Origin of the sequence: Bacillus sp. L_1B0_5, from assembly GCF_000836715.1 — a bacterium.
Classification (GTDB): Bacteria; Bacillota; Bacilli; order Bacillales; family Bacillaceae_G; genus Bacillus_A; species Bacillus_A thuringiensis_S.
Genome location: NZ_JXIS01000041.1, coordinates 14,877 through 32,256 on the forward strand (window position 1 = coordinate 14,877; position 17,380 = coordinate 32,256).

Here is a 17,380-nt window from a genome sequence, read left to right on the forward strand (position 1 = left end):
CTCTCTATTAACCGAATACGCGATAATATAGTTGTTTCGCTTTCGAAATATCATTTGTACCATGAATAAAAACACGACCATCTCGAAAAACAACCACGCGGTAATCATCGAATTGGCAAGATAGTAAATACGGATTCCGATCTACTTTCCCCAGTTTTTGTAATACTTTTTCTATATCATCAAAATTGTATTTCCTATTGTCTACTGTTCTAATTTGAACTGTATTTCTTCCGCATAAAACAGCTGCTTTCTTTTGATTTTCGTATGATAAATAAGGATAAGTTCGATTCAAACCGCATGAGAGACAAGTGTCTGTTTTTATTTCCCCTAATTTTATAAAATGATTTTGATTACTCCATATATCAAACATGAAAAATGTTTTTCTAATTGCTGAGAAATCTTCCACTAAAATTTTGAGTGCTTCTGCCACTTGATATGCTGCGACGATTTGAACAGTCGGGCTAATAATTCCAGCGGTATCACATGTCACACCTATAACAGGAATATTTTTCAGCATACAATGTAAACACGGTGTCTCTTGCGGAATAATTGTATAACTCATACCATACGATCCAACGCAAGAACCATATACCCAAGGAATATTATGTTTTTGTGATAAATCATTTATTACAAATCGAATATCAAAATTATCTGTTGCATCAATGATTACATCTACATTTTTTAATAGACCTTCCATATTTTCTGAAGTTGCATCCATTACGAAAGCATGTATTTGTACTTCCGAATTAATTTGTTCTAACCGATTTTTTGCAGCAATTGCTTTCGGCATTTTCTCTCTTGCATCTTGTTCAGAGTACAATTGTTGCCTTTGTAAATTACTCCATTCAACGTAGTCACGATCAATAATCGTCAACTTGCCAACACCTGCACGTACGAAACTTTCGGCACTTGCACTTCCTAATGCGCCTGCCCCTACAATTAACACATGTTTATTTCGAATTTTTTCTTGTCCTTTACTCCCAATTGGTTTGAACAATTGTTGTCGTGAATACCGATCAGCCATTACATACCCTTCCTCTCAAGAACTCTATTTCATATTAGAATGTTGTTTCTGATAACAAGCAAAGTAAGCAAAACCAACAAACCCAGCTCCTCCAATTACATTTCCGATAAAAACAGGAACAAAATTTTTAGCCAAATCCATCCACGTTAGATGACCAGCAAAAATAACAGCGGAAATGACAAACATATTTGCTACTACTTGCTGAAATCCAATCACTACAAATGCCATAATTGGAATCCAAATTCCGATGATTTTTCCGACAAAATCACTCGTCCCGTAAGCGAGCCAAAGAGCAAGACAAACGAGCCAATTACAACCAATTGCTAAAATTAAAGTTCTCCCAAATGATTCATGTAACTTCCCTTCCGCTATCGCTACCGTTTTATTTAAATACTCTCCCTCTGTTAATCCGCCAAGATGCCCAAAGCAATACGCAACGAAAATTGCCCCAATAAAATTCATGAGAGTAATCCAAACCCAGTTATTCAGTACACTTATCAATGTAATTTTCTTTGCATAAAGCGCCATAGACAGTGACATCATATTTCCCGTAATTAATTCTCCTCCTGCTAATACTACGAGCATGAGTCCAACAGGAAATACTGCTCCTCCTAAAACATTCACTAGACTTCCCCAGCGCTCAGGTAAATTCCCTAAAACTCGAATGTTAAGTAAAAAACCTATCGCAATAAACGCTCCTCCTAAAAAACCGAGAATAAGCATCGCTGGCAATGTCTGTCTTACTTTTTGAACACCGGCCTCAATGACAAGCTCAGCAATTTGTTCCGGCTTATGAAATGCCATTACCCATTCCTCCATTTTCTCCAAATAAAAAAGTAGCTTCAAAAAACCTCCTCAAAATAAAGGTTTTTGAATGCTGCTTAATTTCTCTGCACATCTTTTACAGAGATATCAATCATCACTTTTACTATAAAATAGAAAATCCACAACTCTTGTAAATTTTCCATTTTTCACTATGAAGCTAGCTTTATATATTAACCACCGATATGTGACATTTCAATTTTAGGTATTGTTTTCTTATTTGTATGATTTAAGCGTTCATCTGAATAACGATCTTCCCTATTATTCCATATATCGCGTACTACATCTGTAATGTCCTCATCTGTATGTTCAGAACGAAGCAATTCTCTTAAATCATTTCCTTTAGAAGCAAATAAGCAAGTATATAATTTTCCTTCTGCAGAAATACGAGCTCTCGTACATGATGAGCAAAAAGAATCTGTTACTGATGAAATAATACCTATTTCCTCATCGCTTCCTATATAACGATACCTAGTAGCCACTTCACCAGAATAATTTGCTTCTATCCGTTCTAACGGCATAACTTGATGAATCGTATCTACTATTTCTTGTTTGGAAATAACTTCACCTAACTCCCAGCCATTATAATTCCCAACATCCATATACTCAATAAACCGAAGAATATGCTTATTTTCTTTAAAGTATTGCGCCATCTGCAAAATATCTTGTTCATTTTTCCCTTTTTGAACGACCATATTTATTTTAATTTTCATACCAACTTCAGCAGCAGCCTGTATTCCTTCCAGAACCCTTTGCACTTTGCTCCTATTACCATTTAAATAGAAAAACCGATCTTCTTCCAAGGAATCTAAGCTAACTGTTACACGTGATAGTCCCGCCTTATATAAATCAGGAGCAAACTTTTTAAGTAACGATCCATTTGTTGTTAAACCGATATCCTCCACACCATCTATTTTATTAAGGCGCTCAATAAGCTGCGGAAGACCTCTTCGAAGTAACGGTTCTCCGCCCGTAATTCGTAACTTTCTTACACCTAAAGAAACAAAAATACGTGTTATCCTTTCAATCTCATCAAAAGATAAAATTTTATCATTAGACAAAAACGAGTAATCAGGACCAAATATTTCTTCTGGCATACAATACCGACAACGAAAATTACAGCGATCAGTAACTGAAATACGTAAATCCTTTAACGGGCGTTGCAACTTGTCTAATGTAACTGATTTCATCTTCATTGCCTCACTTTTATTTTATATTTAAAACACGTTCTGGATGCGTATATACATTTAAGGAGTGATTACGAATAAATCCTATTGTCGTAATACCTAAATCTTCCGCTAGTTGCAAAGCTAACTCAGTTGGAGCTGATTTTGATAGTATAATTTCACAACCGATTTTTGCAACTTTCAATAATATTTCCGAAGAAATACGACCACTAAAAACAATGATTTTATCTTTTATAGAAATATCGTTTCTTAAACAATAACCGTAAATTTTGTCTAGTGCATTATGCCTACCAATATCCATTCGGCTTAAAATAATACCATTCACATCACATAAAGCTGCATTATGAACCCCGCCAGTATGATGAAACGTATCCGCAGATTGCTGCATTTCTTTCATTAACCGAAAACAATCCTCTGCCGCAACCTGTACATGGACACCCTGCATTTTTTTTGCACTTAGTGCATCATTGGCAAAAACAAACCCTTGCCTACTCATACCACAACAAGACGTAATATATCGTTTATTTTGCATTTGCTCATAATACGGATTTACTTTTGTCGTTGTTACATGTACAAATCCTTCTTTCTCCTGCACCCATATGCTATCAATATCTTCATACTTCCGAATGATTCCTTCAGACGCTAAGAATCCTATTACCATATCTTCTATATATTCTGGAGTACTAACCATTGTAACAAACTCCTGTCCGTTCATTTTAATGGTGACAGGAAACTCTGTTACAATGCTGTCCTCTATATGCTTAAACACCCCTTGTTCATAACGAAAGATTTCTCTTTCTACCTGTATCGGTTTCACGATCAGTATCCTTCTCTCACGTTATATTTTTATCAAAAACAAATACCGAAACTGCAATATCTTCCTCTACTTTCATATCTGAAAATAAATTTACTAATTTCGCACCTACAAGTTCTTCCAAATGTTCACGGGAATTCGCAGCATACACTTCTTGAATCATTTTCGTTCTAGCCATATGAACCATTTCCGCACCGTCCATCGTACTTGAAATAAATTTTTCAGTAGGTGTTAAGTTTCCATAAAGAGTCGCTATAGCCATATTTTCTGCAAAAACAGTATGAATTCGTTCTGGTCCTTTTCCGAAAAGTTCTTTTCGAAGTTTTCGTATCATATCATTAAATTCATGTACTTTTTTTGACATACAATCATACCTCCCAAAAGCCTCATTTTACTTTATTATATATTTTACCAAAATGAGCTTTCCGCCCAAACTATTTCGTACAAATATTTAGGCGGAAAGGTTCACTTCATGAAGTTTATTCGTCTTTTAACCCTTTCCCCATACCTTTTAAGAAATGAAGTCCAAACCCGATAGCACGGTTAATATCTGGGTCTTTCAATACTTTCATAAGATCGAATACCCCTACTTTTTTATTACTTTCTAGATGTTCATTACCTTCTTCTAGCCCGACTAATAAACTACCTATAAGCTTTTTCGTAAGTTCTGGGTCAAGTTCAGTTAACGCACCTGCAGCACCCATCATATTATTAATTAAATTTGTAACAGGCTCACGAGTTACTTGACCTAGAACAATCTTTGCAATTGGTTCTTTCGCTTTCAGCATAGAATTTGCAGCTTCTAGCATTCCAATGTCATTTAATTCCCCTACTATATTAAACATCTGATTTAGAGCTTCTTCATTATTTGTTAAAAGCTCCTTTAAATCATCTAATTTTTGCTGTTTTATTTCTTCCTCAGTTAATTCTTGTTTTTGAATCATTTTTATAGGTGCAGCCATAGTTTTCTCCTCCTACTTATCCGTTAAATGCACATACCCTGTACGTGCCCACTTACGATGTACCTCAATTCCAGCTTGAGGGTGACGTTTTTTATTGCGTGGGTTCGCTTTTGGCATCGGATTTTCGCCATCAACTTCTAACACTTCCATACGCACTTTCGTTTGTTTATACGCAGGTGTATTCGTACGTACATCCACAGCAGGACCTGTTAAGAAATTAATTGCCGTTTCGTTATCTGTAGAGTTCATCGGTAAATATAACTCATTCGCTTTTACACGATCTGTAACGAGTGCACGTAATTTTAATGCTCCAAAAGGAGAGACAAGACGAACTAACGAACCTGTTTTTACGCCACGTTCTTTTGCAAGGTCTGGAGAGATTTCAACGAAAACACCAGGTACTTTCGTTTGAATACCTGTTGATTTATTTGTCATATTCCCTTCATGGAAATGCTCAAGCATACGACCGTTGTTAATGTGAAGGTCGAACTCAGCTGGAAATTCAGCTGGACGTACCCAGTCAGCAATCGCAAAACGAGCTTTTTTATCTGGGAAGTTAAATCCATCTTGGAACAGAAGTGGTGTATTCGTTCCATCAAAACTTCCCCAATGGAAACTGTTCCATCCTTCAAGCACTTCATAGTTTGCTTGCGAGAACAATGGTGATAAACTTGCCATTTCAGCAAAGATTTCACTTGGGTGGCTATAATTCCAGTTTGCCCCTAGTTTATTCGCAACCTCCTGGACGATCCACCAGTCTGGTTTCGCATCTCCTAGCGTAGGAAGAACTTGATATAATCTTTGGACACGGCGCTCTGTATTTGTGAAAGTACCTTCTTTCTCAAGAGATGGCGCTGCTGGTAATACAACATCTGCATATTGAGCAGTTTTAGAAAGGAAAACATCTTGCACAACGAAGAAATCAAGACTCGACAACACTTCATGTACATGATTTGCATTAGAATCTACAAGAGCCATATCTTCTCCGACAAGATACATTGCTTTCATTTTTCCTTCGTCAATTGCGTGAAGCATTTCAATATTATTAAGACCTGGTTCACTATCAATTTTCACTCCGTAAGCAGTTTCAAATTTCGCACGTTCCATTTCGTTAGTAACGTGCTGATATCCTGGAAGCCATCCTGGTAAAGTACCCATATCACAAGCACCTTGTACGTTATTGTGACCTCGAAGTGGGTATGCACCTGCTCCTGGACGACGATAGTTCCCTGTTGCAAGAAGTAAGTTTGAAATTGCAGCGGAAGTATCAGAACCACCTGTATTTTGCGTTACCCCCATACCCCAAAGGATACATGTACCATCTGCATCACGAATCATTTCAGCCATTTGAATAAGTGTTTCTTTTGAAATACCTGTTACTTCTTCTGCATATGCAAGTGTATATTCTTCTAGACTTTCTTTGAAATCTTCAAAGAAGTTTACATTCTCATTAATAAATTCCTGATCATGCCAACCTCGATCAATCATATATTTTGTAACAGCCATTAACCAAACTTGATCTGTTCCTTGTTTTGGACTAATAAAGACATCTGATCGCTCTGCCATTTCTGTTTTACGAAGATCAGCTACAATTAACTTTTGTCCGTGTAATTTATGTGCACGTTTAATACGTGTAGCTAAAACAGGATGACCTTCTGTCGGATTACATCCTACAATAATAACAAGACCAGATTGCGCAATATCTTTAATCGTTCCTGCATCACCGCCCATACCAATTGTACGGAACAAACCATCCGTTGCTGGTGATTGGCAATAACGTGAGCAGTTATCAATATTATTCGTTCCAAATACTTGTCGAGCTAATTTTTGAATTACATAATTATCTTCATTTGTAATTTTAGATGAAGAAATAAATCCGATAGAACCTTTACCGTACTCTTCTTTAATAGTACCTAATTTATTTGCAACTACATTCAGTGCTTCTTCCCATGTAGATTCAACAAACGTTCCATTTTTACGAATTAAAGGTTTTGTAATTCGTTCTTTAGAATTTACGAAATCCCAACCAAATTTCCCTTTTACACAAGTGGAAATTGCGTTAACTGGTGCATCTGAAGATGGCTGTACTTTAAGGATTTTACGCCCCTTCGTCCACACTTCAAACGAACAACCTACACCACAAAATGTACATACTGTTTTCGTTTTCTTCGTACGAGTATCACGCATGGCCGCTTCCACTTCTGATACCGCAAAAATACCGCTATATCCAGGCTCAACTTCTTTAATTAAATCTACCATCGGTTCAAGAATATCTGGTTTTAATCCCGTCATAAATCCAGCTTCACCGAGCATCGTTTTCTCCATTAAAGCGTTACAAGGGCAAATCGTTACACATTGACCACAGCTAACGCATGAAGAATCATTAATATTTACTCCTTCATCCCAAATAACTCGTGGGCGTTCCGCTTCCCAGTCTATCGATAACGTTTCATTTACTTGTAAGTTTTGACACACCTCAACGCATTGACCGCATGCAATACATTGATTAGGGTCATAGCGATAAAACGGATGCGTCATATCAACTTCACTTACATCTACTTTCGGTTCATAAGGATATTTTTGATGTTCAATTTCCATTAATTCTGCTGTATTATGCAGTTTACAGTTCCCATTGTTGTTGTCACATACTGTACAGTATAATAAATGATTTTCTAGTAACCGATCCATCGCCTCTGTTTGTGCTTCTTTTGCGCGAACAGAAGCACGCTCAACGTTCATACCTTCCGTTGCTATCGTCGAACAAGAACGCATTAACTTTCCGTCAACTTCTACAATACAAGTGTCACATGTTTGAATAGGATCTACTTCCGGCACGTAACAAATTTGCGGATGTTCAATCCCGTTCTCATTAATAACACCCAATATCGTTGAACCAGGCTCCGCTGTATACTTTTTTCCGTCAATTGTAATATGAACCATGTTGTCATTCATGGTCTTTCCCCCTTTTTGAGAATAAAAAAACTCCACCACGAAAATATACGCACCACATTTTGGGCACGCTATCATCATGGTGGAGTAGTTTATTAGCACATCTTGCTAAAATACCAATCCATTTATTCATAAATAAAACGATAGATTCATAACAGGTCATATCACGATTCCATCTTTAACACTATAATTATAGCGTTAAATGTACAAATATACAATATAAATTTTAAACTGCGCATATGTCTGTATGTAACTATCCATAATAACCCATATAAAGTTCAACGAGGAATAAGGTGAATATATGGGATCTTTTCGAAAATGGATAAGGGGCGAAAAATCTTTCTCTACACATGAGCAATCTGAAACTGTATTAAATAAAGAAATTTCTTCCTCCATGCCGCTTAATCTTAAACACTTATCCAAATTATTTAGTGGTATTCCAGAATTAATTATACGCACTTTCCCGTTAAAAAACGGAAAAGAAGCTGCTCTTATATATATGGAAGGACTTGTAGATAAAACTGTTATTAATGTAGACATTCTTCGTCCTCTCTTATTTAAAGAATGGAATGAAGACGATTTTTGGGAATCTTCTGTTTCTATAGGGAATATTAAAAAAGTTCAGAAGTGGATAGACATTGAGCAATCTCTCTTACATGGCAAAAGTATTTTATTTATAAACGGGCAATTATCAGCTTTAGAACTAGATACGCAAGCGGCGCCAAAAAGGAGTATTGAAGAACCTACAACAGAGACTTCCATAAAAAGCTCACACGAAGGATTTAATGAAGTGGCAAGTGATAGTATCGCACTTATTCGTCGATATATTCCAAATCGCGAATTAAAAGTGAAGGAATTCACTGTTGGCGAACGAGCAACCTCTAAAGTTTTTTTACTTTATCTTGCAGATGTTGCAAACGAAGATGTTGTACAAGATATGGCATGCCGCATTGAATCAATCAAAGTAGATGCTATTCTTACTACCGGTGAATTAGAAGGATTTGTTGAAGATAATTCCTATACTCTCTTCCCACAATTGTCTATCACTGAACGTCCTGACACAACGGCACATCATATTTTGAATGGGCGAATTGCTGTTGTTGTAGATCGCTCACCAGGCGTATTAATAGGACCTATGACCTTTTCATCCTTCTTTCAGACGATAGATGATTACAGCTTCAGACCTATGATTCCATCTTTTATACGACTCCTTCGTTTCACTGGGCTATTTATTGCAATATTTGCTCCAGCTCTTTATATCGCTATGATTTCCTTCCATTATGAAGTGATTCCGCTCAAATTATTGTTAACAATTGGAGAATCTCGAGCTAAAATTCCTTTCCCCCCTATACTAGAAGCATTGTTAATGGAATTAGTACTTGAAATGCTCCGCGAAGCTGCAGTTCGGCTTCCTGGTCCCGTTGGACAAACGATTGGCGTCGTAGGAGGGATTGTCATTGGACAAGCTGCAGTTCAAGCAGGAATCGTAAGTAATGTTATGGTTATCGTCGTATCTATTACCGCAGTCGCTTCTTTTATCATCCCTAACATGGAAATGTCAGCAGGAATTCGGCTTCTTCGCTTTCCAATGATGATAATCGCTTCTTTATTTGGGGTCATTGGAATTATGGTTGGGATGGCGGTTATCATCATCCATATTCTTTCTATGGAATCACTTGGTGTTCCTTATGGTAGTCCTTTTTCCCCACTATTCTCTTCCGATATAAAAGATATTCTTATACGATTACCTTGGAAAATAATGAAAAAACGACCAATGTCTCTTAACCTAAAACAAGAAAATCGACAAAGAGATGACGAGGAAACGGAGGAAAACAAGTGACAAATCGTGCAAAGAGGGAGATTACTTTATTTCAATACATTCTCACTATTAGTGGTGTTCAAGTCGGTTTTGGTTTACTTACACTTCCGCGTGAAGTTGCACAAGGAGCGAATACTGATGGATGGATGTCGATTATTATCGGATGCGTCATAACTACTTTAGTCAGTCTATGTATTATAAAAATCATGGAAAAACATCCCGGAGATACTTTACTTGATGTCCTGACACGTTATCTTGGAAAATGGCTAGGAAACGGAATGATGCTCCTTTGGATTTTATATGCTGCACTTGCCGCTATTTCTTTAATATTTTCCCTCTTATACATCGTTCACATTTGGATTTTACCTAGATCTCCTATGTTTTTAATTATGATTTTGCTATCTATCCCAATGATTATGTTGGCGTGCAAAGGCATAATCATTATAAGTCGATATGCCGTATTCACTCTTTTTTTTACAATTTGGATGCCATTATTATTATTTATCCCACTTAAAGATGGTCATTGGATATACCTTCTTCCCCTTCTCAAAGAAGGGTGGTTACCCGTTTTAAATACAGTCAAATCAACTATCATTGCGTTTCTTGGATTTGAGTTTGCATTTGTCCTTTATCCTTATCTTAGTAACAAGTCATCCGCTAAAAAAGGTATTGTTTTTGCGAATTTAATTACACTATTTATTTATCTTCAAGTTACGTTCGTTTCTTTTGTTTATTTTAGCCCAGATGGTATAACGAAGTTTTTATGGCCTACTCTTTCTCTCATTACACCATTTCATTTTTCATTCTTAGAGCGATTTGAAATTATATTTTTATCATTTTATCTCTTTATTATTTTTGATTCTTGTATTCCTTATATTTTTACCGTTTCAGATGGAATCAATCAATTACTCAATAAAAAAGGTAGTTCCTTACCTATTTGGCTTTTTTTATTCGGGTGTATTTTCACCCTACTTTTTTATATCCCTTCTTCTTATCAAATAAATGCTTTACGCGAATTTTGGGGAACTGCCAGTTATTTTATCGTTTTTCTGTTCCCAGTCGTATTCCTCTCATACATTACATTTTATCAGTATTGGAAAAGGAGAAACACTTAAATGAAACGATTTATTCATTTCACTATATTTTGTTTCCTCACAATCTTTTTGACTGGCTGTGGGGATCGACTCGATCTCGAAAAACAATCCATTTCATTAGTTTACGGTTTTGATAAAGATAATAAAAACAAGCTGAAAGTGTACCAAATAATACCTACTTTTAACAAGGATGTCGAGAAAAAGTACGAGACCCATGAAACAAAAGTACATACACCTAGAGAAGCAAAGGCGATGTTTAATAGTTCGAGTAGCGGTTTAGTATCTACGGAAAAATTACAAATCGTCTTATTTAGCAATACGTTCTTGAAACAAGAAGGAGCTATGCCATATCTTGATGTTTGGTATCGAGATCCGAAAAACACTGGTAATATGCGTATTGTAGCAGTACAAGGACCTGTTTCTTCTATAATTTATAATAACTTTAAAGATAAACCAGATCTCCCTGAACATTTAACTGAATTAATTAATACAAACAAATTATACAATCGAACAGTTTATACAACATTCCATGAATTTCATAGACAAACTTTTAATAAAGGGATTACACCAACAATTTCAGAAATAAAAAAAAAAAAGAAAGAAATTACTGTTACTGGATCTGTACTTTTAACTTCCCGTGGAATTTATAAAATGTCATTAAATCGAGATGAAAGTGCCCTTCTTCTTATGTTGCAAAAGAAATCTAATACACCAGTTTCACTTACAATGAAAATCCCTTCTGATTCAGTTGAAAGTAACAATCATCTAAAAGATACAAAAGGCAATGATTTTGTAACAATAAACGTTCTTAGTGTGAATCGCGATATTGGTACAGGTTATATCGATAACCACTTCACATTTAATATTAAAATGAATTTAAAAGTTGCCATATCTGAGGTTACATTCAATATAGATATAGACAAAGATAACAAGAAATTAACAACACTTATAACAAAACAACTAAACAAAGATTTAAACGAATTAATCCACAAAATTCAAAAGCAGCAAGTTGATCCATTCGGATTTGGCGATTATGCAAGAGCTTTTCAATATAAAGAATGGAAAAAGGTTGAAGATGATTGGCCTAGCGCTTTTTCAAAAGCTAGTGTGAAAGTAACACCTACTATCAAAATTTTAGAAAGTGGAATTATTAAATAGTAAAAACACGCTACTTGTTCTTATATGAATAAGTAGCGTGTTTTCATTTCCATTACAAGTATTATTTCAATGGACTATACTCTATTTCCATTTCTAACATTACTATGTTTTTTAGCATATACAAAATATATGAAAACACCTATTATAATCCATGCCACAAAACTAATTAAAGTAAGCTTAGAAAGGTTCAAAGCCAAATATATACAACTTACTATTGAAACGATAGGTAAAAAAGGTACTAGAGGGGCACGGAATGGCCTCTTCATATTAGGATGTGTCTTTCTTAATACAATGACAGCTATAGATACAAACACAAATGCTGTTATCGTTCCCATATTCACTAAATTAGCTAATAAATTCAAATCCACTAATCCCGCTAATAAAGCTGCTAGTATACCTGTAACCCACGTATTAAAAAATGGAGTTTGTAAACGTTTATGGACACTTGAAAGTCTTTTTGGTAACAATCCATCTCGACTCATCGAGTAAGATACACGAACAAATGCAAACATAGCTACTAACAGAACTGTTGTTAGCCCTGCTATCGCTCCCACCGATAACAACCCAGCAATTCTACCTTCTCCTACAGTGCGCAACGCATATGCAACCGGATCAGCAACATTTAATTCCGTAAACGGAACCATTCCAGTTAGCACGAATGAAACACCTACATATAGAACGGTACAAATGAGCAAGGAAACAAGTAGCCCAATTGGCACGTTACGTTGTGGACGCTTCACTTCCTCTGCGGCTGTTGCAACTGCATCAAATCCTAAAAAAGCAAAAAATACAGTAGCAGCGCCCCCTACCACGCCGTGAAAACCAAACGGTAGAAATGGTTGCCAATTCTCTGGTCTTACATATTGTGTCCCTACAACAATAAATCCTACAATAACAGCCAGTTTAATAATAACCATTATATTATTAATTCGTGCACTTTCTTTTGCGCCACGGCTTAATAAAAATGTAACAACTAAAATAATAAGAACTGCTGGTAAATCAATGATTCCACCCTTCCCCATTCCTGGTGCCGAAGCAAAAACCGTAGGAATGTGAATATTAAAACCTAGTAGCAGTGACTGAAAATATGCTGACCAGCCCGCTGCAACCGCAGAAGTCGCTAATAAATACTCCAGCATAACACACCAGCCAACTATAAATGCAAAAATCTCACCTAGTGTCATATATGTATATGAATATACACTTCCCGAAACTGGAACTGTAGATGCAAATTCAGCATAACAGAAAGCTACACATGCACATATAATTGCTGCTAATACAAAAGATAATACAATCGCCGGACCAGCATGTTTCGCTGCTACAATACCAGTTAATACGAAAATACCTGTACCAATAATTGCTCCAATACCTAACAGAGTTAGATCAATCGCTCCTAAAGTTTGATTCAATACTTTTTTCTTTTCTTCATCCATTGCTTTCTTTATGAAAAGACTCATTCTTTGAAACCTCTTTTTCAAGTTTATCTCTTACTTGTTACATTCTTTATTACTGTTCTATTTTAAAAATAAAAATATACATAATTCACTTCCCCTATAGACTTAGTAACCCACCCCATCAAAAAACAGAAAAATCAATCTCTTTATATCGTATTGAATTTTCAAAATATTAACCGTACCAAAAAGCCATTAAGAATGCTGATTGAATTTATCATACAATTAATTATATTGTCAATAATAAATCATTCAAAAATAATTGGTTGATTATTTATCAAATGTTATTTTTATACATAATTATTTTCTCAAAAACATTGTTGTTTTCCACCTTAATATTCATATTCATTTTATTACATTGATTTTCATACATTTTTCATTACATACAATGTAATAAAAATCATAATAACCTCAAATAAACTATTATTCAAAAATAATAATTCATTTGAGGTTATTTCACCATTTTAATACTAACAAAAAAGTGCAGATTTTCATCTGCACTTTTTTTATTCTTCCACTTCAGCTTCTGCACTACTATTTTCAAGATGCTCCTTCTGAGCTTCCTCTTGCAACTCTGCTGAAATCATCCCATAATAAAGTTCCGGATATAACCCAAATATTTGATATACACTTCCTAAAAACGGCATCAGAATCCCTCTTTTCTAAAGTTGTATTGCCACTTTTAAGGATTCCCTTTTCATTCATTATACATTCGTTTTTGGCGTTTCTTCTTCATCTTGAATACTTAATAAATTTTGCCATTTTTTATACGGAGCGCTATTTGGATCTACATATCCTTTCGCATGCGAGCGATCCCACAATTGTTTAATAAACATTTCTTTCTCTTTCTTTGCAACCATATCAGCACCTGTACCGTAATAGTTCTGGAAATACAACTCGATTTCATCAAGGAATAGTCTTAATAATTCATCTGATGTTTCTTCTAACGTCGGATCATACTTCGCTTCACGGTCATACATTAAAATCATATCTAAAAGATTGTGGACATGTTCTTTTCTAAGCCATCTTACATCTTGGGCTCCTAATACGAACGGATGTGTATATAAATGTCCACCTTGTATCATCGCCTTTTCTTGCTCTTCTTCAAATCGTGACAAGATGTTTTCATAAATAAACGGATTATGAAGCAATGCTCTGTGTAATTTATAACTTTCACTTGAAATATTTTTCCCCATCGACTGAATTAAAAAGCTACGCCCCACACCGTTATATTGATACACAAATTGTCCATCAACAGCAACTAAACTAATCCAGCGATACATATATGCGTATAGTAATGCACGATTACATTTATCATAATCTAATTTTGTTTGAGTCGCATTCAAGTCTGGCATAAAGGCTGGTAAGTGCCAATACTTATCTAAATGCGGCGTTAAACTAGATTTTTTACTATTTAATTTGTTTACACGGCGATAATACGATTGGAAATAGTCACCTTTATCATTCATAAATCCGTTTGAAATATGTCCTGATGATAATTTAGGAAAATCTTGCAGCGATAAGCCATAATGTGCTCGATAACAGATCACTTCAAATGGCGAAAAGGCTTCATGTACTGTATCTTTTTCTTTAAACATTTCTTGAATCAATTCCTCTTGTAGCTCTTTCTTTAAAGAAGGATGTATACCCCAATATTGTAATTCCCTATGATGAGAAACTTTTGGAATGAACGGACTTGCTAAATGGAACAGGTCTTCAATTTTTTCACGAACGTATTCATCGCGATCACGTTTCTTGTAATCTGCTTCTTTTCGCAACGCTTCAATGATATTCAGTTCTAATTTATCACGATAGCGTACTTGCAGTTCGTCATAACAATAGCTCAGTATATGTTCGCGGTAGAAATCCTCTACCTTTTTCGACTGAATCTCTTCTGTTTTCGCATCACGACAATATTCTCCGTACAAACTCATATAAATTTCCGCTGATATATCTTTCGGTAGTACACCTAAATTTAAATGTTGCTGCATATCTTGCCATATCTTTTCTTGCAACTGTTCCTCTGCTAATACATATACATTCGTCGGGTTTGTTTTTCCTTCAAATTCCTTACTGCGCTTTTGGATTTCAAATAATAAATTTTCACGTGTTTCATGTAAATTATCAAAAAACCTTTCCCAATATTGAATCATTTTATTAACTGCTTGATATAGCGATTGATATACAAGTTCTAATAGCATTTCTTTTCGATATTCATTTAATTTGTGTACATATTGCGTTACGATGTCTTCAAATTCTCTTTTGAATAAACGTTGCTGATTATTAATCATTTTTCCGAACCAGCCTTGTTGTTGAGCAATTTCTACTCGGCGTACAGCCGTTACCGTGCCATCGATATTACCTACATTAAATTTTTTATCGTAGTTTTGAATTACATTACGCTTTTGTTCATTATTTTCATGTAGTCGATTCATTTTTTCTACTAACTGCTTTCGAATTTCATATAACATAAAACGTGCTGCTACTGGGTGAACTGGATCTGTTTTCTTTAAAAACCATGTATTTAATTGATAGGACTGCCCTTCAGAACCACTTGGTGAAAAGCGATCTGATTCAATCATGTCATATAAAAGTGTCGTTACATGTTCATGTACACGGCTCGGAATCGCATACGCATATAAACGAACCGCATGATCCACTCTTGCCACTTCACCTTTCATTTGTTCCATCATTTTCAGTTTCGCAGCTGAAATTTTACACTCATGTTGCAGACGATTTAATTCCTCATCTTTTTGCACCGTGCGTTGTACATAACTTTCTACAGCTTCTAAAAACAGTTTTGATTTTGCAACTCCGAGCTTACCACCTTCTGCTCCTTCACGTGTTTCATTGTACATTTGTCTATAGAAAATATGAGCTTGCTCTGGACGGGTAGCAAGATGTTCCAAGTCCTCTAAATAACTTTTACCTCTCTCCGGCTTTTCACGCTGCATACCACGTTTTACATCTTGGTCATATCTTTGCTTCTTCTCTTGAAACAGTTGATCTAAATGAAGCCACGATTCATCTAAACCTTGCACAGCCCATTTTAAAGCACAATATTTTAACACATGCTCATACGGATAAATGAGTTTTGCCGTTCCTGCCCCGCAATATCGTCCTTTTCCGCTTGATTCTGCTAATTGCTGAATTTGATTGTCTTCTTGTGCAAAATGACTTGTGGACATTGGGCTAAATAACTGTAAATAAATTGTATTTGCCATCTGTTCCATATAGTCCGATAAATTGTGTAAATGGTGTCCATGTAGGTTTTCATAATCGTATAAGAAACAATAATTGTACGGTAAATGATGTTGTTTAATTGTATGATTCGTTCTTCCGTCTTCATCTACTTGATCAGGGCGATACTCTAATTCAATTGTTACACCGCCACGTTTTGATAATTCTCCAGTAGAACCGAGCGTAATAGCATGTAATTCTTTTAACGATGCATAGCCGTTTGCTTGCACCGTTTCAAACTCTTTCGCACTAACCGTTCTCGTCTTAACTAACACATCCGGCATTAAAAACGCACCGCGTATTAAAATGTTGTGATGCTGCAGTTTTTTTCGAAGCATTTCACGTAAATATAATGCAATTTGCAGAAACATCCCTGAACCTGTTCCGCCCGCTAGTGACGTTACTATAATGACACGTACTCCATATTCCGTTTGATCGCTTGTAACTGGAAAAATCTTCTCAATTTCTTGCCAAAAGGATGTCAATTTATCTTCTTTCATCGCAGCACGTAACGCTAAACGTGAAATGACGCGTAACTGTCCTGCTCCTTCTGTTAATGGTTTATCAAGTATAGTCGGGTCCATCGGAAACCACTCTGGAATCGTTGGATCACCCGCAATATACTCTCTTGGCGTTTTACTCGAACTCGTTTGCGTCTTAAACTTTCGAATATGATCAAATTTACTCAATGTATTCACATCTGTATCAAATACGTGCATTGCTACCTTTTTCCGGCGCTCTTCAGGCAGTTTTTCATATATTTGATGCGTCACAGTACTACCGATTCCACCTAAACCAATTAATATTGTTGGAACTTGTAATGTCATGTGAACCACCTTCCTATTCTTGCTTGTTTGAAA

General features: G+C 35.7%; 13 protein-coding genes. 3 read left to right on the forward strand and 10 right to left on the reverse strand.

What is annotated here, in order from left to right:
• Positions 1-7: 7 nt before the first annotated feature.
• From RT27_RS13340 to fdhF, 7 genes are all read right to left on the reverse strand, one after another.
• Positions 8-1,024 carry a molybdopterin-synthase adenylyltransferase MoeB gene (locus RT27_RS13340; protein WP_029443006.1) on the reverse strand — a complete coding sequence of 339 codons (1,017 nt, stop codon included), beginning with the start codon at positions 1,022-1,024 and terminating at the stop codon, positions 8-10.
• 24 nt (positions 1,025-1,048) lie between these two features.
• Positions 1,049-1,828, reverse strand: a complete 780-nt coding sequence (locus RT27_RS13345; RefSeq protein WP_000863998.1) for a formate/nitrite transporter family protein — start codon at positions 1,826-1,828, stop codon at positions 1,049-1,051.
• A 191-nt stretch (positions 1,829-2,019) separates the two neighbouring features.
• Positions 2,020-3,036: a GTP 3',8-cyclase MoaA gene (gene moaA, locus RT27_RS13350; protein ID WP_043936412.1), complete on the reverse strand. Its 1,017-nt coding sequence runs from the start codon at positions 3,034-3,036 to the stop codon at positions 2,020-2,022.
• A 16-nt stretch (positions 3,037-3,052) separates the two neighbouring features.
• Entirely contained in the window at positions 3,053-3,850 is a 798-nt protein-coding gene (fdhD, locus tag RT27_RS13355; RefSeq protein WP_043936413.1) for a formate dehydrogenase accessory sulfurtransferase FdhD, read from the reverse strand.
• A gap of 16 nt (positions 3,851-3,866) precedes the next feature.
• Entirely contained in the window at positions 3,867-4,211 is a 345-nt protein-coding gene (locus tag RT27_RS13360; protein WP_000039582.1) for a DUF2294 domain-containing protein, read from the reverse strand.
• Between the two features lie 115 nt (positions 4,212-4,326).
• Positions 4,327-4,809, reverse strand: coding sequence for a DUF1641 domain-containing protein (locus tag RT27_RS13365; RefSeq protein WP_000729897.1), 483 nt, complete (start codon positions 4,807-4,809; stop codon positions 4,327-4,329).
• A gap of 12 nt (positions 4,810-4,821) precedes the next feature.
• Positions 4,822-7,761 (reverse strand): formate dehydrogenase subunit alpha, encoded by a 2,940-nt coding sequence (gene fdhF, locus RT27_RS13370; protein ID WP_000999403.1) that lies wholly within the window; start codon positions 7,759-7,761, stop codon positions 4,822-4,824.
• 298 nt (positions 7,762-8,059) lie between these two features.
• Between fdhF and RT27_RS13380 the strand changes: the two genes are divergently transcribed.
• Genes RT27_RS13380 through RT27_RS13390 form a run of 3 tightly spaced genes read left to right on the forward strand, consistent with a single transcriptional unit; the run spans position 8,060 to position 11,829 of the window.
• A complete protein-coding gene (locus tag RT27_RS13380; RefSeq protein WP_029443010.1) occupies positions 8,060-9,598 on the forward strand; it encodes a spore germination protein in 1,539 nt (512 codons plus the stop codon).
• Positions 9,595-10,692, forward strand: a complete 1,098-nt coding sequence (locus RT27_RS13385) for an endospore germination permease (RefSeq protein ID WP_016080698.1) — start codon at positions 9,595-9,597, stop codon at positions 10,690-10,692. Before RT27_RS13380 ends, RT27_RS13385 begins: the two co-directional genes overlap by 4 nt.
• Positions 10,693-11,829, forward strand: coding sequence for a Ger(x)C family spore germination protein (locus RT27_RS13390; protein WP_043936414.1), 1,137 nt, complete (start codon positions 10,693-10,695; stop codon positions 11,827-11,829). It begins immediately after the preceding gene.
• Between the two features lie 74 nt (positions 11,830-11,903).
• On the opposite strand, the gene RT27_RS13395 is transcribed toward RT27_RS13390, so the two are convergent.
• From RT27_RS13395 to RT27_RS13405, 3 genes are all read right to left on the reverse strand, one after another.
• Entirely contained in the window at positions 11,904-13,286 is a 1,383-nt protein-coding gene (locus tag RT27_RS13395) for an amino acid permease (RefSeq protein WP_043936415.1), read from the reverse strand.
• A gap of 500 nt (positions 13,287-13,786) precedes the next feature.
• On the reverse strand, positions 13,787-13,927 hold the full coding sequence (locus tag RT27_RS13400; protein ID WP_001116193.1) for a hypothetical protein: 141 nt from the start codon (positions 13,925-13,927) through the stop codon (positions 13,787-13,789).
• A 57-nt stretch (positions 13,928-13,984) separates the two neighbouring features.
• The gene (locus RT27_RS13405) at positions 13,985-17,347 is read right to left on the reverse strand and encodes a tubulin-like doman-containing protein (protein ID WP_016080694.1); all 3,363 of its coding nucleotides are present in this window, start codon (positions 17,345-17,347) and stop codon (positions 13,985-13,987) included.
• Positions 17,348-17,380 lie beyond the last annotated feature (33 nt).

Bases quoted from the DNA above. Each gene is read 5' to 3' on its own strand.
- RT27_RS13380 (WP_029443010.1), top strand. From the start codon at position 8,060: ATGGGATCTTTTCGAAAATGGATAAGGGGCGAAAAATCTTTCTCTACA.
- RT27_RS13345 (WP_000863998.1), bottom strand. From the start codon at position 1,828: ATGGCATTTCATAAGCCGGAACAAATTGCTGAGCTTGTCATTGAGGCC.
- moaA (WP_043936412.1), bottom strand. From the start codon at position 3,036: ATGAAATCAGTTACATTAGACAAGTTGCAACGCCCGTTAAAGGATTTA.
- RT27_RS13400 (WP_001116193.1), bottom strand. From the start codon at position 13,927: ATGCCGTTTTTAGGAAGTGTATATCAAATATTTGGGTTATATCCGGAA.
- RT27_RS13340 (WP_029443006.1), bottom strand. From the start codon at position 1,024: ATGGCTGATCGGTATTCACGACAACAATTGTTCAAACCAATTGGGAGT.
- RT27_RS13405 (WP_016080694.1), bottom strand. From the start codon at position 17,347: ATGACATTACAAGTTCCAACAATATTAATTGGTTTAGGTGGAATCGGT.
- RT27_RS13360 (WP_000039582.1), bottom strand. From the start codon at position 4,211: ATGTCAAAAAAAGTACATGAATTTAATGATATGATACGAAAACTTCGA.
- RT27_RS13395 (WP_043936415.1), bottom strand. From the start codon at position 13,286: ATGAGTCTTTTCATAAAGAAAGCAATGGATGAAGAAAAGAAAAAAGTA.
- RT27_RS13390 (WP_043936414.1), top strand. From the start codon at position 10,693: ATGAAACGATTTATTCATTTCACTATATTTTGTTTCCTCACAATCTTT.
- RT27_RS13365 (WP_000729897.1), bottom strand. From the start codon at position 4,809: ATGGCTGCACCTATAAAAATGATTCAAAAACAAGAATTAACTGAGGAA.
- fdhF (WP_000999403.1), bottom strand. From the start codon at position 7,761: ATGAATGACAACATGGTTCATATTACAATTGACGGAAAAAAGTATACA.